Genomic DNA, 26,997 nt, shown 5'->3' with positions numbered 1-26,997 from the left:
AATGCGAGGAACTCCGGCCGAGAGAAGGTGCAGTGGTACTAGCAGTCGCTCAAGAGACCATGGCGCGATGGCAGTTCGGCATCACCATCGTCTACCACTTCCTCTTCGTCCCGCTGACGATCAGTCTGGCCGCCATCGTGGCGGGCTTCGAGACGGCCTGGGTGCGGACGGGCAACGCGAAGTATTTTCACGCCACGAAGTTCTGGGGCAGGCTCTTTCTCATCAACATCGCGATGGGTGTCGTCACCGGCATCGTCCAGGAGTTCCAGTTCGGGATGAACTGGTCCGACTACTCACGCTTCGTCGGCGATGTTTTCGGTGCCCCGCTGGCGATGGAGGCGCTGATCGCGTTCTTCTTCGAGTCCACGTTCATCGGCCTGTGGATCTTCGGCTGGGACAGGCTTCCCAGGAAGTTGCATTGCGCGTGCATCTGGCTGGTCGCCATCGGCACCCTGCTCTCCGCGTACTTCATTCTGGCGGCCAACTCCTTTATGCAGCACCCGGTCGGCTACCGGATCGACAAGGAGTCCGGGCGGGCCCAACTCACCGACATCGGGCGGGTGTTGTTCCAGAACACCACGCAGGTGCAGATGTTCCACACCGTCACCGCTGCGTTCCTCACCGGTTCCGCGCTGGTGATCGGTATCTCCTCGTACCACCTACTGCGCGCCAAGCGCGGCAAGGAGACGAACCGCCGGAACATCGCGCCGATGCGGACCTCACTGCGGGTCGGCCTGATCATCGCGGTGGTGGCAGGGCTGGGCACCGCGCTCAGCGGCGACCGGCTGGGCAAGGTCATGTTCGATCAGCAGCCGATGAAGATGGCTGCCGCCGAGGCGCTCTGGGACACGCAGGGTCCCGCCCCGTTCTCGATCTTCTCGGTCGGCAACGTCTCCGAGGGCCACAACACCGTCGCACTGGAGATCCCGGGGCTGCTGTCCTTCCTCGCCAAGGACAACTTCCACTCCCCCGTCCCCGGCATCAACGACAGGGCCCGTGACCAGGCGGCCGAGTTCGGCGGCGAGCCGGAGGACTACATCCCGAACATCTTCATGACGTACTGGGGCTTCCGCCTGATGATCTTCTTCGGGATGACCAGCTTCGTGGTCGGTCTGATCGGTCTGTGGACCACGCGGCGGAAGTTCTGGCTGGCGCAAGGGCGCAAGACCGACGACGACGAGCCGCCGATGCTGATGCTCACCGACAAGGTCGAGATGAACGCCTTCTTCACCAAGTGGAGCTGGCGGGTCGGCATCCTCACCATGGCGTTCCCGCTGGTCGCCAACAGCTTCGGCTGGATCTTCACCGAGATGGGCCGCCAGCCCTGGGTGGTCTACCACCTGATGCGCACCTCCGAAGCCGACTCCCCCCACGTGACGACCGGCACGGTGATCGGCTCGATGACCGCGTTCACCGTGCTCTACGCGGTACTTGCGGTGATCTGGGTGAAGCTCATGGCCAAGTACGCCATGGCCGGCCCGGACTCCGGTGAGCGGCCGCCGACCAAGGACCCGACCCTGCGCGGGCCCTCCGCGGAGGACACCGACCAGCCCCTCGCCCACGCGTACTGAGGACGGATCGTCATGCACCTCCACGATCTCTGGTTCATCCTGATCGCCGTCCTGTGGATCGGCTACTTCTTCCTCGAGGGCTTCGATTTCGGCGTCGGCGTCCTCACCAAGTCGCTGGCCCGAAACAGCACCGAGCGCCGGGTCCTGATCAACACGATCGGCCCGGTGTGGGACGGCAACGAGGTCTGGCTGATCACGGCCGCCGGTGCGACCTTCGCGGCCTTCCCCGACTGGTACGCCACGATGTTCAGCGGCTTCTACATTCCGCTGCTGATCATTCTGTTCTGCCTGATCGTGCGGGGCGTGGCCTTCGAATACCGGGCCAAGCAGTCCGGGGCGCGCTGGCAGCACAACTGGGAGGAGGCCACCTTCTGGACGTCGTTGCTGCCCCCGTTCCTCTGGGGGGTGATCTTCGCGAACATGGTCCGCGGGCTGGCGATCGACGCGGACAAGTCGTACGTGGGGGGCCTCGGGGACCTGTTCAACGGTTACACGATCCTCGGCGGCTTCATGACGCTGGTGCTGTTCGTCTGCCACGGCGCGGTCTTCACGGCCCTGAAGACGCTCGGGGACATCCGTGACCGGGCCAGGACGCAGGCGACTCAACTCGGCGCGCCGGCCGTCCTGTTGCTGCTGGCGTTCCTGATCTGGACACAGGTGGAGTCGGGCAACGGCCGGAGTCTGGGCGTGATGATCGTGGCGTTCCTGGCACTGATCGGGGCGCTGGTCATGACCCGGCTCGGCCGTGACGGCTGGGCGTTCACGCTGTCGGGGCTGACCGTCGTGGCGGCGTTCGCGATGCTGTTCCTGGCCCTGTATCCCGACGTCATGCCGTCGACGCTCAACCCCGACTGGTCACTGACGGTCTCCAACGCCTCTTCGTCGTCGTACACGCTGAAGGTGATGACGATCGTCGCGGCGGTGTTCACGCCGATCGTGCTGATCTACCAGATCTGGACGTACTGGGTCTTCCGTCGGCGGATCGGCGTCCAGCACATCCCGGCGGGTCACTGATCGTGCGACCTGTCGATCCCCGGCTGTCGGCGTACGCCCGCACCACCCGCGCCTTCCTCGCCGGATCCGTGGTCCTCAGCGGGGTGGGCGCTGCCCTGCTCGTGGCCCAGGCAAGCCTCGTCGCCGAGATCGTGGTGCCGGCGTTCAAGGAGCACGCGTACGACCTGACGTGGCCGCTGCTCGGTCTGGTGGCCGTCGCGCTCGGGCGGGCGCTCGTGGCCTGGCTGACCGAGCTGGCGGCACATCGGTCGGTGGCCCGGGTGAAGTCCACGCTGCGGGGGCGGCTGCCCGACCATGCCACCGCGCTCGGCCCGTCCTACCTGACGGGCCGCGGCCGCCACCGCCGCGCTCTCGGCGGGCCTGATCGCCCTGATCACCGGGCTGACCGTCGCCGCCACCGCCGCGCTGGGCATCCAGGGTGTGGCCGGGGGTGCGCTCCCGGGCGTGTGTCTGGCCGTCGTCGTGCTCGCCCCCTCGCCGCCTTCGAGGCCGTGGCGGGCATGCCCACGGCCGTCCGGTTCCGCGAGCGTGCGCGTGCGGCGCGGGCCCGCCCAGACGAGGTCCTCGCGTCCCCCGCGCCGGTCGCCGAGCCCACCGCCCCGGTCGCGCTCCCCGCCGAGCCGGCGCCCCTGACCGTCCGAGGCCCCACCGCGCGCCGGCCGGGTGCGCAGCGCGACGCTCCCCGAGGCGTCGATCTGGACCTCGCCCCTGGCAGACGTATCGCCGTGGTCGGCCCGTCCGGCTCCGGGAAGACCACCCTCGCCCTCGTACTGCTCCGGTTCCTCGACCAGACCTCGGGTGCCGTCACCGTCGGCGCCGGTGCCGGGGCCGTCGACACCCGGGCGCTCACATCGGACGACGTACGCCGGGTGATCGGGCTGTGCGCGCAGGACGCCCATGTCTTCGACAGCTCACTGCGGGATAACCTGCGTCTCGCCCGCCCCGACGCCGAGGAGCCCGGCCTGCGGGCCGCACTCGCCAGGGCCCGCCCGCTCGACTGGGTCGACAGCCTGTCCGCCGGTCTCGACACGATGGTGGGCGAGCACGGGGCCCGCCTCTCAGGGGGCAGCGGCAGCGGCCGGCGCTGACCCGGGCCGCTGCTCGCGGACTTCCCCGTACCGATCATGGACGAGCCCGCCGAACACCTCGGCCTGCCCACCGCCGACGCCCTCACCGCGGATCTGCTCGCCGTCACCGAGGGCCGTAACACGGTGCTGATCACCCACCGCCTTGCCGGACTTCACAGTGCCGCCGTCGACGAGATTCTGGTTCTCGACCACGGCAGGATCGCCGAGCGCGGCAGCCGGTCCGAGCTCATCGACCCCCAGGGTGGACGGCTCCGTGCCATGTGGCTCCGTGAGCGGCGGGCGGACGCCCTGGTTGCCGCGGGCGACGGTGTCCCCGGGCAGGTGGCGCCCATTGATCAACCGACATAGCCTGACTGAAACTAGTATTTTGTCAGCTTATGCCCGTATTTGCATGGTCGAAGGGTTGAGTGTCTTGAGCATCGACAGTGAGGCGCCGGAAGAACTGGAACCCAGTGTGGGGCCGATCCCCAAAGAGGATCCGGAGTATCACCCCTACCACCACCCGGCTGCCGGCTGGGGTGCCGCGAAGAGCGTGACCCAGTTCCTCGTGCGCGAGCGCGAACTGGTGGATGGCCCGCGGGCCATCATGAAGATGAACCACGAGAACACGGGCTTCGACTGTCCCGGTTGCGCGTGGCCGGACGACACCAAGGGCCTGAAGCTCGACATCTGCGAGAACGGCATCAAGCACGTCACGTGGGAGATGACGCGCAAGCGCGTCGAGCGCGACTTCTTCGCCGCCCACACGGTGACCGAGCTGTTCGAGTGGAGCGACTTCAAGCTGGAGGACCAGGGCCGGCTGACCGAGCCGATGGTCTACAACCCTGACACGGACCATTACGTCCCCATCAGCTGGAAGGACGCGTTCGAGCTCGTCGGCAGCACCCTGCGCGGCCTTGAGAACCCGAACCAGGCGTCGTACTACACGTCCGGCCGGCTCGGCAACGAGGCCACGTTCCTCTACCAGTTGATGGCCCGTGAGCTGGGCACGAACAACCTGCCCGACTGCTCGAACATGTGCCACGAGGCCAGCGGCCGCGCCATGCAGGCGTCCCTGGGAACGGGCAAGGGAACGGTCGACCTCAAGGACTGGGAGAGCGCGGACGCGCTGTTCATCATGGGGGTCAACGCCGCCTCCAACGCGCCCAGAATGCTCACAGCACTCGCCGAGGCGTACCACCGCGGCGCCCAGATCGTGCACGTCAACCCGCTGGTCGAGGCGGCCGCCACACGCACCATCGTCCCGCACGACTTCATGGACATGGCGCTGTTCAAGACGACGAAGACCAGCACCCTGAACCTCCAAGTGCGCATCGGCGGCGACCTGGCGCTCCTGCGTGGCATGGCCAAGGCGGTCATCGAGGAATCCAAGCTGGACCCCAAGGCGCTGGACCAGGAGTTCATCGACCGCCACACCACCGGATTCGACTCGTACCGGCAGCTGTGCGAGAGCACCTCCTGGGAGGAACTGGAGAGGCAGTCCGGGGTCAGCCGCGACGACATCCTCAAAGCGGCGCGCGTGTACTGCGACGCCGACCGCAGCATCATCAGCTGGTGCCTGGGCCTGACCCAGCACGAGCATGGCGTCGACACCGTCCGCGAGATCATCAACCTCCTTCTCCTGCGCGGCAATCTGGGCCGCGAAGGAGCCGGCCCCTCCCCCGTACGCGGTCACAGCAACGTCCAGGGAAACCGCACCTGCGGCATCGATCACCGACCCGACGACGAGTTCCTCGACCGCCTGGCCGAGTACTGCAAGATCGACCCGCCGCGTGAGCACGGCCTGGACACCATCGGCACCATCCAGGCCATGCGCCGGGGCGATGTGAAGGTGTTCGTCGGCATGGGCGGCAACTTCGCCCTCGCCGCACCGGATTCGCCGATCACGTACGAGGCCCTGCGCAACTGCGACCTCACGGTCCAGGTGAGCACCAAGCTCAACCGCAGCCACCTCGTGCACGGCCGCCAGGCGCTGATCCTGCCGTGCCTCGGCCGCACCGAGAAGGACCATCAGCGCAAGGGCATCCAGAGCACGTCCGTCGAGGACTCGATGAGCATGGTGCACATGTCCGTCGGCATGAAGCGCCCCGCGTCGCCGCACCTGCTGTCCGAGCCCGCGATCGTCGCGGGCATGGCCCGCGCGGCCCTGCCCGCGAGCAGCACGCCGTGGGAGTGGTACATCGAGGACTACGACCGGATCCGCGACACCATGTCCCAGGCCCTCGACGGGTTCGAGGACTTCAACCGCCGCGTGCGCCTGCCCCTGGGCTTCCGCCTGAAGCAGCCCGCCCGCGAACTGGTCTTCCTGACTCCGTCCGGCGGCGCGGAGTTCTCCGACGCGGCCCTGCCCGACGTCGTACCGGCACCCGGCACCCTGGCCCTGGGCACCATGCGCTCCCACGACCAGTGGAACACCACGATCTACTCGGACAACGACCGCTACCGCGGCATCAAGAACCTGCGCGAGCTCGTCTTCATGAACGAGGACGACATGCGCGAGCGCGGGATCTCCGAATTCGATCCCGTCGACATCACCAGCACAGCAAGGGACGGCAGCCACCGCTACCTCAACGGCTACCTCGCCATCCCGTACGACATCCCGCGCGGCTGCGCGGCCGGGTACATGCCCGAGATGAACGTGCTGTGCGCGCTCGTCGACTACAGCACGCAGAGCGACCAGCCGATCATGAAGCACGTCAAGGTGACCATCGAAGCGGCCGCCTGAGCAGGAAGTCGCGCGAAGGAGGGGCCCCGGCCGGGCTGACGACCGGTCGGGGCCCCGTCGCGTTCGCTCGTGACACGGCGTCAGGCGGGTTGTCGGAGTCCGAGGTGCCTCAGAGCGGACCTCGCCGCGCCGGCGCCGCACATGCCGTGTGCGGCGGGGCCGGGCGGCGTGGCGGCCGAGCAGATGAACACGCCGGGCAGGCCGGTGCCGTAGGGGTCGAGCGCGGGGCGCGGGCCGAGGAGTAGGTGCGGGACCGTGTTGGCTCCCGTGACGATGTCGCCTCCGACGAAGTTGGGGTTGGCCGCGGCGAAGTCGGCGGGCCGGGTGATGTGCCGGCCCACGATGCGTTCGCGTACGCCGGGGGCGAATCGCTCGAACTGGCGGAGGATCGCTTCGGTGGCGTCTCCGTCGTAGTCGTACGGGACATGCGCGTAGGCCCAGACAGGGTGTACGTCGCCGACCGAGCGGGTGGGGTCGGCCAGGTACTGCTGGCCGACCAGGACGAAGGGGCGCTCGGGCATCCGCCCGGCCACGACGTCCCGCTCTCCACGTGCCACGTCGGCGAACGGGCCGCCGAGATGGACGGTGCCTGAGCGTCGCGCGTCCTCGTTCGTCCAGGGCACGCCGCCCTCGACGGCCAGGTCGACCTTGAACGCGCCCGGACCGCGGCGGAACCGCCGGTAGGCGGACCGTACGCGGGCGGGAAGCCGGTCGCCGTAGATGCGGGCGATCTGGCCGGGGTCGAGGTCGAGGAGCGTCACGTCGGCGGGCGGGATCTGCGAGGAGCGGGTGATGTGTACGCCGGTGTGGATCGTGCCGCCGTGCTCGCCCAGTACGTTCCCCAGGCTGCGGGCGATGGACTGTGAGCCACCCTCGGCGACGGCCCATCCGGCGGCGTGCCCGGCGGTCAGGATGCCCAGTCCGATCGCCGACGTGAACGGGTGGGTCAGCGGACGGAACGCGTGCGCCGCGACGCCCGCCCACAGCGCCTGCGCCTGGGGGGTTCTGAAGAGACGTGCGAGGACGGTGGCGGGCAGGGCGGTCGGCAGGCCGAAGCGCGCGAGCAGCAGCGGGTGCGTCGGGACGCGCAGCAGAGGGCGCATGACGTCCTGGGCGAGCGCGTCCCAGTGGCGCACGGGCGTCTCGAAGAGTGCCCGGTACCGTCCGGCGTCGGCACCGAGCATGCGGGCGGTGTCCTCGACGGAGCGCATCAGTACCCCCGCACTGCCGTCGTCCAGCGGGTGTACGCAGTCGACGTCCGCCAACTTCCAGCGCAGTCCGTGCCGTTCGAGGCCGAGTGAGCGAAGCGCCGGCGAGGTGACGGCCATCGGGTGGATGGCCGAGCAGTGGTCGTGCAGCAGGCCGGGAAGGACGGCCTCGTGGCTGCGGGTGCCGCCGCCGACCTCGTCCGCGGCTTCGAGGAGCGTGACCTCGAGGCCCGCCTTCGCGAGCAGGGCCCCGGCGGCGAGCCCGTTGGGCCCGCCGCCGACGATGACGGCGGACGTCATGACGCCGTGTCCATGGGCGGCAGTCCCTCGACGGAGCCGTCCGCGTCGGGCACCGGCCGCAGCGGGTGCCCGGACTGCACCCCGTAGACCGGGTAGCCCGGGCCGTCGGTGGGCCACGGCTGCCGGGTCACCATGTCGTGCACCTTGACGTGTCCACGTTCCAGCAGGCCGAGGGCGGCGTCGTGGACCTCATACGTCTGATTCTGCCGGTGGATGGGCTGACTCTCCAGGCAGATCACGCGGACCTCGCCGGGCGCGAAGCCGCAGCGGGCCGCGGTTCCGATGCGGGCGAGGAGGAGCGGCAGCCGGGAGGAGCGCAGGTCGCGCGGGTGGTCGCGGTAGAAGACCCGCTTGACGCGGCCCGAGGGGATCAAAGGCGCGTTGCTCATCATCGTCGCCACCACGAACGGGAAGTGGCGGTTGAGCTTGGACGTCGCGGCTCCCCACCACAGCGCCAGCATGACGAGCTTGAAGCCGATGAACATGCCGCTGCAGGGGAAGAAGAAGATCAGCAGCGAGAGCCAGTACTGCTCGCCGCGTGCCGCGAGGAAGATGGTCTTGTCCCGCAGGCCGAGCACGGCGACGGTCGCGATGAGCGGTACGGCCGCCAACCGTCGAGCAGGCCGACGTGGCCGAATCCCGCGATGCTGCTCCCGTCGCCGCACTGGGTGCACTACGCCGATGTGGCACCGGTCGCGCTGATGGCCGGAGACCTCCCGGCCGTACACGACTTCGTGGCGGCCACGCTGGGCGAACTGGCGCAGGCCGGGCCACGCGGTGCCACCCTGCGCGAGACGCTACGGACGTTCCTCACCCACCACCGCAGCTACGCGGCCGCGGCACAGGCGATGAACCTGCACCGCAACTCCGTCCAGTACCGGGTACAGCAGGCGACCGCGCTGCTGCCGGACGGCACCCACAGCCTCGACGACGACTTCCACGTCCGCGCCGCGCTGCTCGCCGCGCACTGGCTGGGGAGTGCGGTCCTTACGTGACGGATCCCTCGCGCCCGCAGGTCACTTGCCGGTGCCGACGGGGTCGACCGTGATGGCCGGGCCGGAGCCGTCGGTGGCGGGAACGTTGATGGTGACGGGCAGGGTGTGGGAATGCGTCTCGTTGGGCGGGGTGACGACGAGGCTGGTGAAGGTGACGCCGGAGCCGCCGGAGTCGTTCGACGGGTAGTGGAGCGTGAAGCGGGTCTCCTCGCCGGGCTTGACGCTGACGCTCGGCGCGGCGAGCTTGCTGCGCTCGGCGCTGACGGTGCCGTCCTTGCCCTTCAGGTCGGCTCCGGGGAAACCCTTGAGGGTGCAGGTGGCGGAACCGGTGTTCTTGAGGTTCACGATGAGCGTGCCCTCGGCCATGCCGCCGGAACTGCTGAAGGCGAGGTGGGAGGTCTGGCAGGCACCCGTACCCGTTCCGGAACCGCCGTTGGAGGAACCCCCGGTGCTCGCTTCGGATCCCGCCGTGCTGGTGCCGTTGCCGGTCGATGCGCTGCTGCCGCCGGAGTCCTGAGAACCGGAGCTCTGGGAACCGGAACTCTGGGCGGAGGACGAGGAGTCGTCCGACCCGGCCGAGGAGTCGTCGCCACTCTGGCAGGCGGTGAGCGAGAGGCCCGCGACGACGGCGACGGCGAGGAGGGAGAGCTTCTGGACGCGCATGGGGGGTCCCTTTCAGGGTGTCCGCTCAATCGTCTTGAGCGAGCCGTACTGATCGTTGATCGATCGCTTGCCGATCGCTTCCTGATCGGCTGTCGATCGCTTGCTGATCATTGAGACCCTGGCTGCACGGGGGTCGTTCCGTTCAACCGTCCTCTAATACATGGCTGTTACAGACGACCTGGCGGGCGAGATCCGGCATACGCGGTGTGCCCGCGCAGGACAGAGGGAGCTGCGCGGCGGAGCGCGGCCGACCCGACGGATCAGGCCAGTTCGGCGTCCAGCCACTGCTGGACCTCGGGGGTGACCGGGTCGGTGATGTCGGCGAACTCCTCGTGCTTCTTCAGGAACTTGGCCACGTAGGGGCAGACCGGGACGATCCTCTTGCCGAGCTTGCGCACGTCGGTGAGTGCCTGCTGGACCAGTTGGCCGGCCAGGCCCTGTCCGGCATACGCCTCGTCAACTTCCGTGTGGAAGAAGACACGTTGCACACCGCGGTCTCGGTAGGCGGTCAGCCCGGCACGTGCGCCTTCGACGAGGATCTCGTACCGGTGGCGCTCATCGTTCCGCTCGACGGAGGGAACAGGGGGAACAGAGGAAGGCTGGGTCATCGGGTTCCTTTGGAAGAGATCAGCGACGCGGGGGGTTCTTGCGCGGCGCGAGGGTGGCATGGGGCAGAGCAGGGGCGGGGAGACGGTCTCCGGGGTAGCCCTCGACAGCGCCGAAACGCTCCGAGGCGCTCTCCCATTCCTCTCGCGCCCGGACGATGTCCTCGTGAGTGCGGCCGATGAAGTTCCACCACATCACGATCTCCTCCTCGAACGGCGTTCCGCCGAGAAGGACTGTCCGGGCCGTCTCGTCGGACTCGTTGACGAGGGTCAGTGTGTCGGCGCCGGGGTGGACGTAGCCCAGGTCGGCTGGGCGTAGCAGGGTGTCGGCCACACGGACGTCCCCGTGGTCCACGAGTACGCCGTGTTCGAAATCGGCGTCCACGGCGAGCGTGAGCGACGCACGCGCCGCGAGGGTGATCTCGGCGCCGAGCAGGGGCGTGAAGGTCGGCACCGGGGAGACGGATCCGGCCAGGGCACCCAGGAAGACCCTGATCTCGGCGCCCTCCGTCCGCACCGGCTCGGGCACATGGTGCTGGAAGTCCCGCCCGGTGTGCCGGTGTTCTTCGGGGAGCGCCACCCAGAGCTGGACGCCGTGCAAGGTCGTGGTGCGCGGGGTGGAGACCTCGCTGTGGCTGATGCCGTGTCCGCCGGTCATCAGGTTCAGCTCACCGGGCCGAACGTAGGCGTGGCTGCCGAGGCTGTCGCGGTGCTCGATCTCCCCGCTGAACAGCCAGCTCACCGTCTGCAGTCCGGTGTGGGGATGCGGGGCGACATCCATGCCACCCGTGCGGCCGACATCGTCGGGGCCGTAGTGGTCGGCGAAACACCAGGCACCGATCAGGGTCCGGGACCGCTGCGGGAGCGTTCGTCGCACGGTCATCGCCCGCGGCCCGCCCAGAGGGACGTCGCGCGGGGCGAGCACGTCGACCCGTTGCCCCTCGGCCGACAGCTCGCCTGCCACCCGGGAGCCGCCATGCACTCCGACCGGACCTGCTTCCGCATTGCTCATCGCGGCCACCTCCTCCAACCATGATAGTTTTATGTTCAACAACTTGTCTCGATCTTAGAACACGAAACGGCCCCATGTACACATCGGAGCAAGGGCCCGCGAGCGGCCCGGAGAAGTCCACGTCGAACCAGTCGGCGGCGGGATCCACACCCCGGCGGATCTTCATCGACAAGCAGAGCCCCAAGGCCTACCACGCACTCGTGCAGACGTCGGAGACGGTGCGAGCGGCAGCCGCCGACGCGGGCCTCGACCGCAGGCTGGTGGAACTGGTCAACCTCCGCGTGTCACAGATCAACGGCTGCGCCTACTGCCTGCGCGTACACACCCGGGCGGCGCAGCGCGCCGGCGAGACGACCGAGCGGCTGGGCGTGCTGTCGGCGTGGCGGGACACGGAACTGTTCAGCCCCACGGAACGAGCGGCCCTGGGACTGGCGGAGGCGACGACCGTGCCGTCCGACGCCGTCGCGCAGGAATCCGCCTACACCACCGCCCGGGCCGAGCTCACCGAGGATCAGATCGCCGCCGTGATCTGGGTCGCGGTAACGATCAACGCATTCAACCGCGTATCGATCCTCAGCAAACACCCGGTACGGGCGGATGGTTGACGCATCCCCAGACCTTCACATCCTTAGTCATTCAGACGGTTGCCGAAATTCGCTTCGTGTGCCGTGGTGGGTGCCTCTACCCTGACCCGGTGACGACTCAGGTGATCGTGTTGAACGGTGGGTCCAGTTCGGGCAAGTCCGGGATCGTCCGGTGCCTACAGGCGGTACTGCCGGATCCATGGCTCGCCTTCGGCATCGACCGGCTGATCGAGGCGATGCCCGCGTCCATGAAGGCATCGGGCGAAGGAATCGAGATCACTTCAGCCGGCGCAGTGAGCGTCGGAGCGGTGTTCCAGGAGCTGGAAGCAGCATGGATGGAGGGTGTCGCCGCGACGGCCGGTGCAGGCGCCCGGATCGTGATCGATGACGTGTTCCTCGGCGGGACGGAGTCCCAGCAGCGGTGGCAGAAAGCTCTGGGCGGACTCGACGTGCTGTGGGTCGGCGTCAGGTGCGACAGCGAGGTCGCCGCGGGCCGCGAGATCGTCCGCGGGGACCGCGCCCAGGGGATGGCCGCAGGGCAGGCGGAGACGGTCCACCGGGGCGTCGTCTACGACCTGGAGGTGGACACCACGCACACGGAGTCCCTGGAGTGCGCGCGGACCATCGCCGCCCAGGTCAAGTGATTTTCCGCAGGTCGGCCCGGGTGCTGTCACCATGACCGCGCCGTTTAGGGTGCGGTCATGACCTCGCAGAACTACCTCTCCGAACTGTTCTCGCTCGACGGCCGGACCGCTGTGGTGACCGGTGGCAGCTCCGGCATCGGCAAAGCCATCGCCGGTGCGCTCGCCCGCGCTGGGGCGAGCGTGGTGATCGTGGCCCGCAAGGAGGCCGAACTCACCGCCACCGTCGACGAGTTGACGGCGGAGGGTTGCCGAGCGGCCTGGGTGAGCGCGGACCTGAGCACCCGCGACGGGGTGCGCGCGGCGGCGGAGCGGGTGGCCGGGGTGTTCGGCGAGCCCGACATCCTCGTCAACAGCGCCGGGATCAACCTGCGGCCCCCGATGAGCGAGCTCGACGACGAGGTGTGGGACGCCACGATGGCGGTCAACCTGGAGGCACCCCACCTCCTGGGCCGGCGCTTCGGACCCGGCATGGCCGAGCGGGGCTTCGGGCGGATCATCCACATCACCTCCCAGCAGGCGCACCGGGCGTTCGTCCAGAGCGGCGCGTACGGGGTGTCCAAGGGCGCCCTGGAGGCGCTGGCCCGCTCGCAGGCCGAGGCGTGGTCGCCCCACGGCGTCACCTGCAACACGCTCGTGCCGGGCTTCGTCATGACCCCGCTCAACGCGCGCTTGTCGTCCGACCCGGAAAAGGTGGCCGCGCTGGCCGCCCGCACGATGGTCGGCCGCAACGGCCTGGCCGAGGACTTCGCCGGAGCCGCGGTGTTCCTGGCCGGCCCGGCGTCCGCCTACGTCACCGGCCAGGCAATCTTCGTCGACGGCGGATTCTCGGTTCACTAGCGGCCCAGGGCGGGCTCAACTGCCGTACACATCACGTAAGTTGAAACTACGCCCCGCGGTCCGCCTCCCGAGCCGCACGCTCGACCCGGCCTCGATGGTCCTCCCACCAGGCCGGGTCGTCCGAGGCCATGCTGTCGTTGCCCTTGCTCATCCCCGAGGCGCCGTCCAGGAGTTCGCGGATGATGTCGGCGTGGCCGGCGTGGCGATGCGTATCGGCGATAACGCGTACGACGGCATGATTCAGCGTCACCTCGTCCCTGCCGCTGGGCCACCACGGCACCTTGCCGACAGTGTCCAGCGGCAGCGCGTCGATCGTCGCGTCGGCATGCGCCCATGCGCGCCGATAGAGCTCCACGATGAACTCGCGTGACTCGTCGGCGGTGGCCCACATGTCCGCGTTGAGCTCTGCGCTCTCTTCGACCCAGGGCATGGGCTCTCCGGACGGCCGCCCGAAGGTGTCACCGAGGTAGCCGAGTTCGACGCCGGCCACGTGCTTCACGAGGCCGAGCAGGTTGGTTCCGGTCGGTGTCAGCGGGCGGCGGATGTCGTACTCGGACAGCCCTTCGAGCTTCCACAGCAGGGCATCGCGGGCGGACTGCAGATAGAAGTGAAGGTCAGCTTTGGGCTCCGAAGCGTTCATGGGGCCAGTCTGCCGCCCGCGCGATCGTCGTTCACCCTCGTCAGCGAACAATATGAACGCTACTGATCGCGTCGTAGGATTTCGGCTCGGCCGTCCTTAGCATCTCCCCCGCCGCGCAACGGTGCGCGCCGGGTGACGAGGAGCAGGCCCATGGGCATGATGACCAGACGCATCACATCGGGTTTCCGCACGAGGTCCGTGTCCGGTCGGCGCCACCGACGCGCGGCGACGGTTGCAGGCATCGCTGGTCTGATCGCCTGCGCGCTCCCTGTGCCGGCTTCAGGTTCGGGTTCCGCTTCGTCGGCCGCCCCCGCGCGCAGACCGGCCTCCACCGCCTGCCCCGCGCATCTGGCCGGGAAGGCGACCTGTTACACCGGCCAGGACTCGAACGGCGCCTACTACGCGATCGCCGTCCCCAAGACGTGGAACGGCTCGCTCGTGGTGCACGCCCACGGCGGCCCTGACCTCGGCGCGGGCTCCGACCCCGAGCGCAGCGTCGACGACCTGAACCGCTGGGCGGTGATGGTGGACGAGGGCTACGCCTGGGCCGGTTCGTCGTATCGGCGTGGTGGCTACGGGACGCGGATGGCAGCCGCCGACACCGAGAATCTGCGTCGCCTGTTCGTGGGTGAATTCGGCAACCCCAGGCGGACCTACGTGCACGGCCAGTCCTGGGGCGGCAATGTCGCCGCCAAGGTCGTCGAAGCCTACGGCGCGGGGAAGCACGGCCCGTACGACGGAGCCCTTCTCACCAGCGGCGTTCTCGGCGGCGGTTCTCGCGGATACGACTACCGGGTCGACCTGCGCGTGGTCTATCAGTACTACTGCCGCAACCATCCCCGGCCCACCGAGCCTCAGTACCCGCTGTGGGAAGGGCTGCGCGCCGACTCGACCATGACGGCCGCCGGACTGCGGGCGCGCCTTCAGGAATGCACCGGGTACGCCTCCGAACCCAAGGAGCGGACGGCGACTCAGCAGCGCAACCTCGACGACATCCTCGCGGTCACGAAGATCCCCGAGCGCACCCTCGAGTCGCACCTGCGGTTCGCCACGTTCACGTTCCGCGACATCGTGCACAGCCGGCTCGGCGGGCGGAACCCCTTCAGCAATCAGGGCGTACGTTATTCCGGCTCCCACGACGACCGGGCGCTCAACGCCGGGGTCGAGCGGTTCTCGGCCGACCCGACCGCCGTACGCGACCTCTCGTACGACAGCGACCTCACCGGCAAGGTGACCATCCCCGTGCTCACCATGCACGCGATCGGCGACCCCACCGCGTTCGTCGAGCACGAGGCGGCCTACCGTGCCAGTCTCCAAGGCGCCCACCGCGAGCGGCACTTGGTGCAGACGTTCACTCGGGAAAGCGAACACAGTGAGCTGAGCAACTCCGAGTACGCCAACTCGATCACCGCACTGGACGCCTGGGTGCGGACCGGGAAGAAGCCGACGCCGAACGCGATCGCGGCCTCGTGCGCCGCGTTCGACGGCAGGTACGGCACCGGCTGCTTCTACGACCCGGGCTTCTCCCCCAGCGCCTACGCGTCACGGGTCAACCCGCGTCCGGGTGGCCTGCGTTGGCCGGCCATGACCGCCGCCCAGGAGAAGACCTGGAGCCGGATCGACGGCGTGGGCATCGCCCCCTGAGACCACCGACGTGACCGCGATGCCACCGGGGGACGGCCCCACTCCCGGTGGCATCACACCGTGGTGATCATGCCTCCGTCGATGACGAAGTCGGAGCCGGTGACGTTGGCGGTTCGGTCGGAGGCCAGAAGCAGTACGAGCTCGGCGACCTCCTCGGGGTGGGTGAAACGGCCGGTCGCGGCTTCCCGCGCGACGTGTTCGATGACCGCGTCCGCCTCAAGTCCCCCGGCCTGACCGACAGTTGCCGCTACGCCGTCCTTCCCCAGCCACAGATCCGTGGCGACCGGGCCCGGGCTGACCGTGTTGACGCGGATACCGCTCGGCCCCAGCTCCTTGGACAGCGACTTGCTGAAACTCAGCAGCGCCGCCTTCGCCGCGCAGTAGTCGATCACGAGCGGGTCGGGCAGGCGTGCGTTGATGGACGCCACCGTGATGATCGACCCAGCGGTGCGCTGGAGCATCAGCGGCAGCACCTCGCGGGTGGCGCGTACGGAGGCGAGGAAATTGATGTCCAGGGTGGTCGTCCAGTCCTGGTCGGTGACGGACGAGAAGCCACCGGTGCGTGTCCGGACCGCACCCACGTTGTTGACCAGGATGTCGGGCGGCCCGAAGGCGGAGCCCGCCGCCGAGACGAGCACGGCGGGCCCTTCCGTAGTCGCCAGATCCACCTCGACGGCCTGTACGGATCCAGTCCTGGCGAGGTCGGCCAGTTCGCCGCCCACGTGGCGCGCCCCGGCCGTCACGCGGACCCCTTCGGCCGCGAGGGCCTTGGTGATGGCCAGCCCGATGCCCTTGCTCGCACCGGTCACCACCGCGGCTCTGCCCTGCAGCTTCAATTCCATGGGACGCCTTTCTGCGCCGGGCGGCGAGCGAAAACCGCGCAAACGGGACGGCGTTTCACAATACGGATTCCGACGGCGCGCACGGCGCGACGCGCGGCAAGGCCATGCGGCGCCAAACGGGGGTCACCTTCAACGTGAGAACGTCATCGTCGCCCGGCGCTGGTCCGGCCTGCACGGCCATAGCGGAATCGGTCATGAGCGCTGCCCACTGTCCGGTGAAGGCGCCCCACAGCGTTCGCAACTCCGTCTCCGCCGGGGTCCGGAGTGTGAGGCAGTGCGTCTCCCGCCCAGGGCCGGCGCAGGACCATCAACAGACCCTGGTCACAGAGTTCGGCAGGTTCGCTCATCACGGCGGACGGGTGGACACCCTCAGGGCGTGGTGCTCGGGTCGTCCCACGGGACGTGGCCGACCGCCCGGCCGTGAGGGTCGAGGAGTCGGCCCATGCGCTTGGCCGTGACGAGCGTGACGGTGCGGTCGCGCACGCGCAGATCCGGCAGTTGCTCACACATGTGGGCCTCGAACCCCGTGACATCTTCCGTCGTGCGCAGCCACGCGATGACCAGGAAGTTGGCTGTCCCGCTCACGGCACTGCACAGCCGGACCTCGGGCATGAGGCCGAGCGTGCGTGCCGCCGCCGTCAGTTGGTGGGCGGGGAGGTCGATGCGGTAGGTGGCGGCGAGCGGCCAGCCGGCGGCGCTCTGGGCGAAGTCGCAGCGGAAGTGGACGGACCGCGTTTCCATCAGTCGCTGGACCCTCCGGCGCACCGTCGCCTCGCTCACGCCCAGATCCCGGGCCAGCTCCTGGTGGCTTCGCCGCCCGTCCCGGCCGAGCGCGGCGATGAGTGCCGCGTCGGCGGTGGCCGCTTTCGGGGAACGGCGCGGAGGTTGCTGCCGGGGAGCCAGGAGTGAGCGTTGCTGCCGGTCCAGGGCGCGCATGCGCCAGCCGCTCCCTTCTTGGTAGAGGCGCAGGCCGAGGTGGACGGCTGTCGCTTCCACGCCGGGCGCGGTGGGCAGGTCCCGGCGGACAAGGGCAGCGAGGGCGGCCGGCGTCGGGGCGGCCACGGTCATGAAGAGATCGAAGTCACCCGTCACCTCCTCGACGCTGAGGACTTGGGGCAGCGCGCACAGGTGGCGCGTCACGTCGTCGACGGTGTTCGGTCGGCAGCGTACGTCGACGTAGGCGAAGCTCGTCGTGCTCGCGGACGGGTAGGCCGTCAGCCAGGCCAGCCCCTGGGCGACCAGCCGGTGCCAGCGCCGGGCCGCGGAGGTGGCGTCCACGCCGAGCGCCGGCCCGATCTGCGACCACGGCGCACGCGGGCTGCGCTGCAGGGCCTCGATCAACGCCAGGTCCGACTCCTGAAGCGAACCCGCCGCCGCATCCCGGCGTTCTTCCGGCACTTCTGTGCTGGCATCAGGCATCGTGCACGATTCTCCGTCGAATTCCTGCGTTATCACGAGTGAGTGATCAATGATCACCATCCTGGACTCACTTCGGCCCAGGTGTCGACCCCCGACCCCCGGACCCCGCCGGAGATCTGGGAGGAATGACATGGAGACCGACGGGTCCCTGACCGTTGCCGCACCGCGCGAGGGCGATGCCCTGCGGGACGGCCTCGACCCGCGACTGCCCGCCCTCGGCCTGCTCTACCGCGATCTGCACTCCCATCCCGAGCTGTCCATGCAGGAGCACCGCACGGCCGGGATCGTAGCCACGGAGCTGCGCGGGCAGGGCTGGGAGGTCACCGAGGGCGTCGGCGGCACGGGGGTCGTCGGGGTGCTGCGTAACGGCGAAGGACCGGTGGTCGCGCTCCGGGCCGACATGGACGGCCTCCCTGTACGCGAGGCGACAGGACTCGACTACGCGTCCACAGATACGGCGCTGTCGCCGGACGGCGAGCGGGTTCCGCTCATGCACGCCTGCGGCCACGATCTGCACACGGCGGCTCTGCTCGGCGCCACCGGCCGGCTGGCGGCGCACCGGGAACTCTGGCGCGGCACGCTGCTGGCGATCTTCCAGCCGGGGGAGGAAACGGGCGCCGGGGCGAGGGCCATGCTGGCCGACGGTCTCCTGGAGCGATTCCCGCGACCCGACGTGGTGCTCGGCCAGCATGTGGGGCCGCTCCCCCTGGGTTCGGTGGCTACGCGCCCCGGTGTCGTGATGGCCGCGGCGGACAGTCTCAGGGCACGTCTGCTCGGGCGGGGCGGGCACGGTTCGGCTCCGCACGCCACGGTCGACCCCGTGGTCATGGCGGCGGCGACGGTCATGCGGTTGCAGGGAATTGTGGCCCGCGAGGTCTCGCCGACGGAGTCGGCGGTCGTCACGGTGGGCTCACTGCGGGCCGGCACCAAGGAGAACATCATCCCCGACGAGGCCGAGCTCAAGATCAATATCAGGACGTTCGACGCCGCCGTGCGGGAGCGCGTGCTCGCAGCGGTGCGCCGTACCGTCGAAGGGGAGGCGGCGACCTCCGGCGCGCCTCGCCCCCCGGAGTTCAGCGAGCTCAACTCCTTTCCCCTGACGGTCAATTCGGACGGGGCGACGGAACGCGTCCTCCAGGCGCTCGGGGCGGGCGGCGCTCAGGTGCACACCCTGCGCTCCCCGCTGTCGGGCAGCGAGGACTTCGGCCTGCTCGCCACTGCGGCCGAGTGTCCGTCCGTCTTCTGGTTCTTCGGCGGTACGGAGCCCAGCGGCTGGGAGGGCGCCGATCCGGCGGGCGAGCAGCCGCCCACCGTGCACGGCAACCACTCGCCGTTCTTCGCACCGGTGGCGGATCCCGCGCTGCGTAACGGGGTCACGCATCTGCTCGACGCCGCCGCGGAGTGGCTCGACTCGGTGTGAATCCGGCGCCGAGGCCGGCTCAGGCGCCGGCGTCCGTGGGGGCATGCGGTGGCCCCTACGGACGCCGTGCCACAAAGACGAACTCCCTGCCGGGACGGTCAGCGGCGTCACGAACCTCCTCGACCACGAACCCGTGTGCGGCCAACTGCCCCTCGATTTCCGGCCGTTCGCGGAACCGCAACGTGGAATCGGACGTCAGCACGTCACCGTCCCCGGAGAATACGTACGTCCACCGAAAGGTCACCAGGGGCCCGCTCACGTCCGTCACCTCGACCCAGCTCTCGACCACACCGACTCCCGGGATCCGCGTCTGTGAGTACGACTCCTCGCGGTTCCACTCCTCCCAGGCGCGCCTGGCCGGGTCCCGGGTCTCGAACACCAGGCGACCGCCGGGTCGCAGTGCCTCGTACGCCCCTTGCAGCGTCCGTTGCCAGACCTTCGGATCGACGATGGCCTGCGCGACGTTCGCCGTCATGGTCGCCAGATCCGACCGCAGGGGCGGGAGCGCTGACGCGTCACCGCAGATCCAGCGCACCCGCTCGCTGCCGGGCTTGCCCCGGGCCACATCGACGGACGCCCGCGCGGGGTCGACCCCCACGACGTCGATCCCCCGATCGGCCAGCAGCAGCGCGAACACCCCCGTCCCACAGCCGATGTCCAGCACGTGACGTGCTCCGAACTCCTCCGCCATACCCACGTAGGCGTCGAGATCGCTGCGGTCGGGATCGAGTGCGTCATATACCGCGGCGAGCCGTGGATGCTCAAAACCCTCATCTGCCATGCGGCCGAAGGTACCGGGCACGATCAGTGAACCGCGCGTAATTTCCGGCCGGTTCCGCTCGGCACAACCGCGGCGCGCCGTCGTGTGTCCAACCACAGAGCGCCGGCAGGAGCCGACAACGGGGAACGGGGACGCGGGCCATGGCGAAATACACGGTCGCCCAGCACATCACGCGGTTCTTCTGGCTTCCGCGCGGTACGGAACGGCATCAACCCACTTCGTACGCGCGCCTGACAGGGATCTGGCTGGCGTCGATCGCCGTCGGGACGGCGGTCACCGCGGCCGGTGGGGCCGAGGAGTACGGCGGCGCCGACATCATGATGGTGATCGTCGTCCTGAACGTCATCGACGACATCATCACGGGCGTGCGGCACCGCTGGCCGGCCGCACTCGCGGCAGTGGCCCTCCTGTACGGCGGCAGCCGGCTCACCGGCGCCGTCCTGTCCGACTCCCTCGACACGGACTGGGCGACGACCATCGCCGCCGCCGTCGGCGTCACGCTCTCCCTCGCGGCAACGGCCACCCTCACCCGGCTCCCGCAACGCCCGGCAACGACGGCCCGGTGAGCCGCATGGCGCCCCCGGTTCGCCCCGCAGGCAGAGACGCGGCTCAGCCTTGAGTGGTCTGGACGGGCCGATGGAGACACCGCGGGCCCCGCACTCCGGGAGTGCGGGGCCGTGTACCACCGGGAGCAGATGGCCTCGCCCTTCACCACACAAACGCGCATGCTGAAGGTGTGGCCGTCCGGAAGGTTCTGGGTGTTGCAGTGGACAGCCGGAGCGGTGTCGTGATCGGTGTTCGCCGGGAGGCCGACGGCGAGTTCGGCGCGGATGCACGCGTAGATCGTCGTGCCGTTCGGGTCGGGCGAATTGTGGAAGGAGACCGAAGGTGCCGCGCCCGCGGGCCCAGCTCCGAATCCGAGAGCCGCAGCGGTGATCACGAGGCCGCCGGCGGCGACCGAGGCGACTCGCTTGGTGATCTGCATGGGATGTTCCCCCCTGTAGTTAGGGCCCGCCTGGCCATACCTCCGCGGGCAGCCCAGTGGCTTCCGGCGACGCGGTGCGGCGTCTCGGCTCCCGGCCGGTGGCTCGATGCCCAGGCGGCGGACGGCGTACAGCGAGAAGTCCAGGGCCTGGTCATGGCCGTACGCCTCCGGAAAGAATCCCCGAGCCGCGCTGGGGAGTCGTCAGCGCTCAGTCCATGGATGCCGTGTCTGTGAGTCGACATCGGGCGCGTGCACGACGGAACCAATCACCTGCCGGCCGCGTGATCCCGCTGAGTAGGATGCCCGCGCCCCACCCCGAAGGGTGAGGCACTGGGCAGGGATTCGGGCAGTGAGGGGCATATGAGATCTGGGGTCGGGGACTTCGTCCGCGCGGGAGTGTGTCTACTGCTGGCCGTCGTACTGCTCGGCGCGGCCTGGCCGCTGTGGCAGACCGCGCAACAGGCACGGGAGGACGACGTCGACTTCTCGAAGGTGGCCGTCGTCGAGAACGGTCATCGCACCGGCCAGTTGAAGGTGTGCGGAGACCTCAACCGCAAGCCGTACTGCCTGCAGCGCGAACGCGTCACCGTCCGGGACTCCGCCTACTCACTCAAACGCTCCAGCACCAAGTACACCCTGGAACTGACCCGGGCCGACCACCGCCGCACGATGGAACTCGCCTACAGCGATCACCGCTCCCACGACGAGCGGGACTCGGTGTACGGGCGGGCACGTGCCGGGGAGCCGGTGACGCTGTTCTGGTGGCGCGATTCGGTACGCATGATCCAGGCAGGGAAGGACAGCGGCGACGACAGGTCCGTCGTACACACCAGCCACTACCCGGGACGGCTCTTCACCGCGCCCGCGGCCCTGGCCTCCGTCCTTTGGGGGCTCGGACTCGGGCCGCTGTGGGCAGCGATGTGGCTGCTGCTGCGTGGTCGGCGCAACCCGCTGACGATGGCGTGGCAGTGGCTCGCACCTGTACTCGCCCTGGCCACCGCGGGCGGCGTCGGGGCAATGGCGGCGTTGATCGAGCCCCGGCCCGGAGCGGTGGTGCTGAGCTTCGCGGTGGCGGCCGTGGCCCTCCTGGTACCCGCTCTGCTCGGGCTGCGCCGGTGGACGCGGATCCGGCTGCCGCGCAAGTGCGACGTGGAGCCGGTTCGGCCGGTCGAAGTGCACCCGGTGGACGGCGGTGTCTCCGGCACCGGCCCATGGAAACTCGGCATCAAGGGCCCGCTGTACGTAGGACCGGAGGTCATCGGCACGACCCCCGACCCGGCCGCGAAGGTGGCGCTGAAGCCGCTGCCGGGTCCGCTGCGCGTGATCACCGTACGGCCGCCGTACCGCAGCGACCCGCGCGCAGTACGCCGGTACTCGATCCAGCCCTACCTCGACGAAGAAGCACGCGCACGTAGAGCAGAACAGGAGCGCTGGTACACCCGCGGGCCGCAGTCCCAACCGACCCACCCCCTCGTCGCCGTCTGCGAGGTTCTCGACGGCCCGGGCCGCGGCTCGCAGGTACTGATAGGCGCACCGGAACAAGACATGCCGGAGGTGCTGGGCGCCATCGCCGCCCATGCGCGGCAATGGCAGTGAGCCGGGCGGCGCCTGCCGCGAGCCGCTCGAGCAGGTCACCGTCACGTGTTAGGGAGATGGACTTCGGAGGCCATACAACAATGAAGTCACAAATCAATCACCTGTTGTTCATATTTCCTTCACATACTGCGCCGACGCAATAGCCTCATCCCACCTGTAACACCTCAGGGGGGACGACATGACCAACTCGTACACAACGCCGCCCGCGCCGCGCCCGGTTGACACCCGTCCGCTGCGCAAGCGGAAGCGCGTGTGGCTCGGCGGGTCGGGGCTACTGCTCACCGGCGCGCTCATAGTGGGCGCCGGGAACGGCGATCAGCAGCCCGTCGCCGCCGAGGCCAAGCCCGCGCCGACCGTCACCACCACCGTGACCGCCACGCCGGAGCCCGCGCCGACCGTCACGGAGACCATCAAGGCCAAGGCGAAGCCGCGCCCCACGGTCACCGTCACCAAGACCGCCCGGGCTGCAGCCGACACCGGCAGCGATACGGGCAGCGATACGGGCAGTGGAAGCGGCAGCCAGGACACCACCGGCACCTGCTCGATCACCTCCAACGCGGGCAACTGCTATTCGGCCGGCCAGTTCTGCCGCAACAGCGATCACGGCGCCGTCACCACCAACGAGGGCGGCACGCGCATCAAGTGCGTGTACAGCTCCAACGCCTGGCGTTGGACGTACGCCTGACGGAACGGCACTTCAGTCCGGCCGGCGCTCTCGGCGGCCCACCCGTCAGGGGTCAGCCAGACGGAAGTGAAGGGGACCGGGCCTCACAGGTCGGGGCCTCGGTCCCCCTCACCGACGTCGTCGGGGAGGCGTACCGCAGCGCCCCGTGCCGTTCGGCGCAACGAGGACGTCGCCGTGCGTCTGCGGCGCGTCGACGACCCGCGTATGGATCAGCTCTGCGTCGCCGGCGCACCGGGCCTGTACGAGGTCTTCTGCTGTCAGCCAAGACCTCACCTCCGGCGGGGCATGGGCGGCAGAATCGTCGAATGACGCAGGCGGTCTTCGTTCTCGTACACAGTCCCTCCGTGGGTCCCTCGACCTGGTACCCGGTAGCCGAGCACCTCATGGCGAGGGGTCACCAGGTGCGGGTGCCGTCACTCCTGCACATCGGCGCCGGTGCCCCACCCTTCTGGCCCCGCGTCGTCAGCGCCGTCCGTGACGGACTCCGGGAGGTTCCGGCCGGCAGCCCCGTCACGTTGGTGGCCCACAGCAACGCCGGCTTGTTCCTCCCCGTGATCCGCACGGGGCTCGACCATCCGGTGAGCGGCTCGATCTTCGTCGATGCCGCGCTGCCGGCCCGCGTCGGACCAACTCCCCTGGCACCACCGGAGTTGCTGGAGTTCCTCACCCCCATGGCTGTGAACGGCAGACTGCCGCGCTGGACCGACTGGTGGGACGAGGCCGACGTGGCACCCATGTTCTCGGATCCGACGATGCGTCAGACCGTCGTCGAGGAACAGCCCACCCTGCCGCTGTCCTACTACGAGCAGCGCGTCCCCGTCCCGGACGGGTGGGACGACCACCCGTGTTCCTACCTGCTGTTCGCCCCGCCGTACGAGGAAGCCGCCGCCGAAGCCCGCGAACGCGGCTGGCGCCTGGCACACCTGCCGGGCGAACACCTCCACCAGATCATCGCCCCGGAAGCCACGGCACAGCACCTCATCGAGCTCGCCCGCACACCTTGACGCGCCGCCCGCTTCACCCCGACCGCACACCGAACGGTTCCGCTGCCGTGCGAGACTCGGGGCATGGCAGGTTCTGGGGAGTTCGAGCCGGAGTCGGAGCGGGTTACGCGGCAGCTCCGGGACGACATTCTCGACGGTGTGCGCAAGCCCGGCAGCAAGCTCGTCGAGCGTGAGCTGGCGGCGCAGATAGGGGTGAGCCGCGTACCCGTGCGCGATGCCCTGCGTGTGCTCGTCGCCGAGGGTCTGGTCACGCCGCGACCGCGGACGTGGGCGGTCGTAAGGGAGTTCACACCTACGGACATCGCGGATCTGAACGAGGTCCGCGAGGCCCTTGAGGTGATGACGTTCCGTCTCGCAGCTCAACGACGTGACCGTGCCGGGCTCGAGCAGCTGCGGACGAAACTGGACGAGGAGCTGACCGCCGCCCGGGCGGGCGACGCCGTGCGCGCCCGGCGCGCGGCGGCCGACTTCCACGAGACGGTGACGTCGATGGCGGCCAACGAGTTGCTGAGCGAGCTCGAAGTCACATTGCGCAGCCGGATGCGGTGGCTCCTTGGCCAGCACGACGACCTGCTGGCGATGGCGTTGGAACACGAGGCCCTCTACGGCGCCATCGAGGACCGCGATGTCTCACTCGTCGAGGAACTCGTCGTCGAGCACCTGGCGAGCAGCCGGCGCGCGATCGCCAACGGCCCCCACTGACCACAGCCCCGGCCTCCGCCCCCGCCCCCGCCCCCGCTCAGCGGCCGATGCCCCTGGGTGGCGTGCCGCGGCCCAGCCACTGCGAGAACGTCCGTCGCGGGGGCCGCACGGTGATGTCGCCGCCGCGGGACTGTCCGGCCAGCTGCACCCGCAGGGTGACGGGGGTGTCCGTGCCGGACGCCGACCGGATGCTGATGTCTCCGCTGCCGCGCACCAGGCCGTCGGTGTCGACTTCGACCCCCGGCCTGGTGACCAGGATCAGGTTTCCCCCGACGCGCAGGTCGAGCTCGATGTCGAGGGTCCTGTGGGTGATCACCGCGTCGGTGAAGTCGAGCTTCGCGTCGCAGAACATCAGCCGGACTTCCATGCGGCGCGGAACCAGCCAGCGGCCGGCGCAGGTGACATCGCCGAAACGCTGATCGATCCGGACGAGTTCCTTGGCCTGTGGCGGCATTCCCTCCGAGGGCAAGTCGGCTGTCAGGGCGGCGAGTTCACCGACGGTACGGGCGGACAACGCACTGTCCAAGCGCTCGTCCAGCTCCTCCGCGGTGATCCGACCGTCACCCGCGGCCACCTGGAGGATTTCCACGACCTGGTCCCGGTCCCGGTCGGACGCCCGCAGATCGGGCCTCGCGCCGTGTCCGGAAGAGTCATCTGCCGGCCTGAGTTCACCCGTCATGCCCGCATTCTGGTCGACGGTCGTGGACTCCCGCAACGTCGGTGATCACGCGTCCTGAACCGCAGACCCGCGGCCTCGTATCAGCCCCGCACCAACGCCAGTTGGTCGGCGACGACCACTCCGTCGTGCAGGACCGTGCGGTCCGTTCCCCGGTCCATCACCGCGCTGGACGGTGTCTCGCCGTCGACAAGAAGCAGGTCGGCGCGGTCACCGACCGCCAGGCCGGGCCGGTCGGCAACCCCGGCCGGGCGGGCCACGTCGTGGCTCATGATCGACGCCCCGCCGATCGTCGCGACCGCCAGGGACATCTCGATCAGCTCGTCACGGCGGAAGTTGTTGGTGAAGGCGAGCTGCCAGGTGCGGTCGAGCATGTCGCAGTTGCCGTACGGGCTCCAGTAGTCGCGCTGGCCGTCCTCGCCCAGGCCCACGCGCACGCCCGCCTCCGTCAGATCGACCAGTGACAGCTGCCCACGGGCCGACGGCGCCACCGTGGCCATCGCGATGTCCAGCTCGGCGAAGTCGTCGATGATGCGGCGGCTCACCGACTCGGAGACCGAGCCCAGTTCATAGGCGTGGGACATCGTGACCTTGCCCTGCATGCCGAGCGCCCGGGTACGCTCAAGGATCAGATCGGTGGAGAACACGCCCAGCTCCCCGGGCTCGTGCAGGTGGATGTCGACCTCGACCTGATACTTCTCCGCGAGCCCGAACACGACGTCCAGGTGGCCCTTGGGGTCCCGGTCCAAGGTGCAGGGATCGATGCCGCCCATCACGTCGGCGCCCCCCTTCAGCGAGGCCTCCAGGTATTCGACGGTGCCCTTCTCGCGGAGGATGCCCGCCTGCGGGAACGTCATGATCTGGACCTCGGCCTGATCGGCGAACTTCTCCTTCGCGGCCACCACCGCCTCGAACTTCTCGAGCTTGCAGTCCACGTCGACCTGGGCGTACGACCGCACACGGGTGGTGCCGCGGGCGATCATCCGCTCCAGCGTGCCCGCGACGCGCTCCACGAGCGGGACCTCCGCGGAGCGCCAGTTCTCGCGGTCGTTCATGGTCATCGTCCACACTCCCGGACCGCCGGTGTGCGGCCGGAACGGCAGGCCGATCCGGGTCGAGTCCAGATGCACGTGCACGTCGCTGAACGACGGCAGCAGCAGCCGGCCGCGGCCCGCCACCACCTCACCGTCCGGCTGCGCGGCCGGGTCGTGCGGGCGGATCGCCACGATGCGGTCACCTGACAGGACGACGTCACTGCGCTCGCCACCCCACGGACGGACGTCACGGATCAACACTGCTGTCACCTTTCTGCTGTGCCTTGTGGTGTGCTGTTGGCGGTACTGCTGTGTGTGTGGAC

26 protein-coding genes and 1 pseudogene are annotated in these 26,997 nt (G+C 69.4%); 15 read left to right on the top strand and 12 right to left on the bottom strand.

Annotation, left to right across the window (positions count from 1 at the left end; all coding sequences use genetic code 11):
- Positions 1 to 32 precede the first annotated feature (32 nt).
- Together CG723_RS13435 and cydB are read left to right on the top strand one after the other, a co-directional pair.
- A complete protein-coding gene (locus tag CG723_RS13435) occupies positions 33 to 1,571 on the top strand; it encodes a cytochrome ubiquinol oxidase subunit I (RefSeq protein ID WP_100593494.1) in 1,539 nt (512 codons plus the stop codon).
- A 12-nt stretch (positions 1,572 to 1,583) separates the two neighbouring features.
- Positions 1,584 to 2,585: a cytochrome d ubiquinol oxidase subunit II gene (cydB, locus tag CG723_RS13430; RefSeq protein ID WP_100593493.1), complete on the top strand. Its 1,002-nt coding sequence runs from the start codon at positions 1,584 to 1,586 to the stop codon at positions 2,583 to 2,585.
- Here cydB and CG723_RS49180 read toward each other — a convergent pair.
- Positions 2,579 to 2,998 (bottom strand): hypothetical protein, encoded by a 420-nt coding sequence (locus CG723_RS49180; RefSeq protein WP_100593492.1) that lies wholly within the window; start codon positions 2,996 to 2,998, stop codon positions 2,579 to 2,581. The genes cydB and CG723_RS49180 overlap by 7 nt on opposite strands.
- On the opposite strand from CG723_RS49180, the pseudogene CG723_RS49175 reads away from it, so the two are divergent.
- Both CG723_RS49175 and CG723_RS13415 read left to right on the top strand, forming a co-directional pair.
- Positions 2,910 to 4,021 (top strand): annotated as a pseudogene (locus tag CG723_RS49175) (amino acid ABC transporter ATP-binding/permease protein); the annotation flags it as partial. The gene CG723_RS49180 and the pseudogene CG723_RS49175 overlap by 89 nt on opposite strands.
- Positions 4,022 to 4,064: 43 nt before the next feature.
- A complete protein-coding gene (locus CG723_RS13415) occupies positions 4,065 to 6,398 on the top strand; it encodes an FdhF/YdeP family oxidoreductase (RefSeq protein WP_100593491.1) in 2,334 nt (777 codons plus the stop codon).
- Positions 6,399 to 6,478: 80 nt separating this feature from the next.
- On the opposite strand, the gene CG723_RS13410 is transcribed toward CG723_RS13415, so the two are convergent.
- Both CG723_RS13410 and CG723_RS13405 read right to left on the bottom strand, forming a co-directional pair.
- Entirely contained in the window at positions 6,479 to 7,906 is a 1,428-nt protein-coding gene (locus CG723_RS13410; protein ID WP_100593490.1) for a phytoene desaturase family protein, read from the bottom strand.
- The gene (locus CG723_RS13405) at positions 7,903 to 8,517 is read right to left on the bottom strand and encodes a DUF3556 domain-containing protein (RefSeq protein ID WP_234374275.1); all 615 of its coding nucleotides are present in this window, start codon (positions 8,515 to 8,517) and stop codon (positions 7,903 to 7,905) included. Before CG723_RS13405 ends, CG723_RS13410 begins: the two co-directional genes overlap by 4 nt.
- 33 nt (positions 8,518 to 8,550) lie before the next feature.
- On the opposite strand from CG723_RS13405, the gene CG723_RS13400 reads away from it, so the two are divergent.
- Positions 8,551 to 8,901, top strand: coding sequence for a helix-turn-helix domain-containing protein (locus tag CG723_RS13400; RefSeq protein WP_100593489.1), 351 nt, complete (start codon positions 8,551 to 8,553; stop codon positions 8,899 to 8,901).
- A gap of 21 nt (positions 8,902 to 8,922) precedes the next feature.
- Here CG723_RS13400 and CG723_RS13395 read toward each other — a convergent pair whose 3' ends face one another.
- From CG723_RS13395 to CG723_RS13385, 3 genes are all read right to left on the bottom strand, one after another.
- Positions 8,923 to 9,564, bottom strand: a complete 642-nt coding sequence (locus CG723_RS13395) for a DUF4232 domain-containing protein (protein ID WP_100593488.1) — start codon at positions 9,562 to 9,564, stop codon at positions 8,923 to 8,925.
- Positions 9,565 to 9,824: 260 nt separating this feature from the next.
- Entirely contained in the window at positions 9,825 to 10,172 is a 348-nt protein-coding gene (locus CG723_RS13390) for a GNAT family N-acetyltransferase (protein WP_100593487.1), read from the bottom strand.
- Between the two features lie 19 nt (positions 10,173 to 10,191).
- The gene (locus CG723_RS13385; protein WP_100593486.1) at positions 10,192 to 11,181 is read right to left on the bottom strand and encodes a pirin family protein; all 990 of its coding nucleotides are present in this window, start codon (positions 11,179 to 11,181) and stop codon (positions 10,192 to 10,194) included.
- 74 nt (positions 11,182 to 11,255) lie between these two features.
- Here CG723_RS13385 and CG723_RS13380 point away from each other — a divergent pair, with 74 nt between their 5' ends.
- The 3 genes from CG723_RS13380 (at position 11,256) to CG723_RS13370 (ending at position 13,246) form a co-directional block, all read left to right on the top strand.
- Entirely contained in the window at positions 11,256 to 11,786 is a 531-nt protein-coding gene (locus CG723_RS13380; protein WP_100593485.1) for a carboxymuconolactone decarboxylase family protein, read from the top strand.
- Positions 11,787 to 11,875: 89 nt separating this feature from the next.
- On the top strand, positions 11,876 to 12,409 hold the full coding sequence (gene cpt, locus CG723_RS13375) for a chloramphenicol phosphotransferase CPT (protein ID WP_100593484.1): 534 nt from the start codon (positions 11,876 to 11,878) through the stop codon (positions 12,407 to 12,409).
- A gap of 57 nt (positions 12,410 to 12,466) precedes the next feature.
- Positions 12,467 to 13,246 (top strand): SDR family NAD(P)-dependent oxidoreductase, encoded by a 780-nt coding sequence (locus tag CG723_RS13370; RefSeq protein ID WP_100593483.1) that lies wholly within the window; start codon positions 12,467 to 12,469, stop codon positions 13,244 to 13,246.
- A gap of 46 nt (positions 13,247 to 13,292) precedes the next feature.
- On the opposite strand, the gene CG723_RS13365 is transcribed toward CG723_RS13370, so the two are convergent.
- Positions 13,293 to 13,886, bottom strand: a complete 594-nt coding sequence (locus tag CG723_RS13365; protein ID WP_100593482.1) for a DinB family protein — start codon at positions 13,884 to 13,886, stop codon at positions 13,293 to 13,295.
- A 159-nt stretch (positions 13,887 to 14,045) separates the two neighbouring features.
- Here CG723_RS13365 and CG723_RS13360 point away from each other — a divergent pair, with 159 nt between their 5' ends.
- Positions 14,046 to 15,530 (top strand): hypothetical protein, encoded by a 1,485-nt coding sequence (locus CG723_RS13360; protein ID WP_234374314.1) that lies wholly within the window; start codon positions 14,046 to 14,048, stop codon positions 15,528 to 15,530.
- Between the two features lie 53 nt (positions 15,531 to 15,583).
- Here CG723_RS13360 and CG723_RS13355 read toward each other — a convergent pair whose 3' ends face one another.
- Positions 15,584 to 16,372 (bottom strand): oxidoreductase, encoded by a 789-nt coding sequence (locus tag CG723_RS13355; protein ID WP_100593481.1) that lies wholly within the window; start codon positions 16,370 to 16,372, stop codon positions 15,584 to 15,586.
- 369 nt (positions 16,373 to 16,741) lie between these two features.
- Positions 16,742 to 17,791, bottom strand: a complete 1,050-nt coding sequence (locus tag CG723_RS13350; RefSeq protein WP_100593864.1) for an Lrp/AsnC family transcriptional regulator — start codon at positions 17,789 to 17,791, stop codon at positions 16,742 to 16,744.
- Between the two features lie 130 nt (positions 17,792 to 17,921).
- Between CG723_RS13350 and CG723_RS13345 the strand changes: the two genes are divergently transcribed.
- Positions 17,922 to 19,211, top strand: coding sequence for an amidohydrolase (locus tag CG723_RS13345; protein WP_100593480.1), 1,290 nt, complete (start codon positions 17,922 to 17,924; stop codon positions 19,209 to 19,211).
- Between the two features lie 55 nt (positions 19,212 to 19,266).
- Here the strand turns inward: CG723_RS13345 and CG723_RS13340 are convergent, their stop codons facing one another.
- Positions 19,267 to 19,992, bottom strand: coding sequence for a class I SAM-dependent methyltransferase (locus CG723_RS13340; protein ID WP_100593479.1), 726 nt, complete (start codon positions 19,990 to 19,992; stop codon positions 19,267 to 19,269).
- A gap of 140 nt (positions 19,993 to 20,132) precedes the next feature.
- On the opposite strand from CG723_RS13340, the gene CG723_RS13335 reads away from it, so the two are divergent.
- The 5 genes from CG723_RS13335 (at position 20,133) to CG723_RS13315 (ending at position 24,964) form a co-directional block, all read left to right on the top strand.
- Positions 20,133 to 20,558: a hypothetical protein gene (locus CG723_RS13335; RefSeq protein ID WP_100593478.1), complete on the top strand. Its 426-nt coding sequence runs from the start codon at positions 20,133 to 20,135 to the stop codon at positions 20,556 to 20,558.
- Positions 20,559 to 21,337: 779 nt separating this feature from the next.
- Complete coding sequence (locus CG723_RS13330) at positions 21,338 to 22,573, top strand: hypothetical protein (protein WP_159032445.1); 1,236 nt, start codon at positions 21,338 to 21,340, stop codon at positions 22,571 to 22,573.
- Between the two features lie 178 nt (positions 22,574 to 22,751).
- Positions 22,752 to 23,258, top strand: coding sequence for a hypothetical protein (locus tag CG723_RS13325; protein WP_100593476.1), 507 nt, complete (start codon positions 22,752 to 22,754; stop codon positions 23,256 to 23,258).
- 344 nt (positions 23,259 to 23,602) lie between these two features.
- On the top strand, positions 23,603 to 24,262 hold the full coding sequence (locus CG723_RS13320) for an alpha/beta hydrolase (RefSeq protein ID WP_234374274.1): 660 nt from the start codon (positions 23,603 to 23,605) through the stop codon (positions 24,260 to 24,262).
- A gap of 63 nt (positions 24,263 to 24,325) precedes the next feature.
- Entirely contained in the window at positions 24,326 to 24,964 is a 639-nt protein-coding gene (locus CG723_RS13315; RefSeq protein WP_100593474.1) for a GntR family transcriptional regulator, read from the top strand.
- Positions 24,965 to 25,001: 37 nt separating this feature from the next.
- Here CG723_RS13315 and CG723_RS13310 read toward each other — a convergent pair whose 3' ends face one another.
- Together CG723_RS13310 and CG723_RS13305 are read right to left on the bottom strand one after the other, a co-directional pair.
- Entirely contained in the window at positions 25,002 to 25,643 is a 642-nt protein-coding gene (locus tag CG723_RS13310) for a DUF1707 SHOCT-like domain-containing protein (protein ID WP_100593863.1), read from the bottom strand.
- An 80-nt stretch (positions 25,644 to 25,723) separates the two neighbouring features.
- Entirely contained in the window at positions 25,724 to 26,935 is a 1,212-nt protein-coding gene (locus CG723_RS13305) for an amidohydrolase family protein (protein ID WP_100593473.1), read from the bottom strand.
- Positions 26,936 to 26,997: the final 62 nt, after the last annotated feature.

Origin of the sequence: Streptomyces sp. CB01635 (assembly GCF_002803065.1) — a bacterium.
Taxonomy (GTDB): Bacteria; Actinomycetota; Actinomycetes; order Streptomycetales; family Streptomycetaceae; genus Streptomyces.
This window is presented reverse-complemented; position numbering and strand designations above follow the sequence as displayed.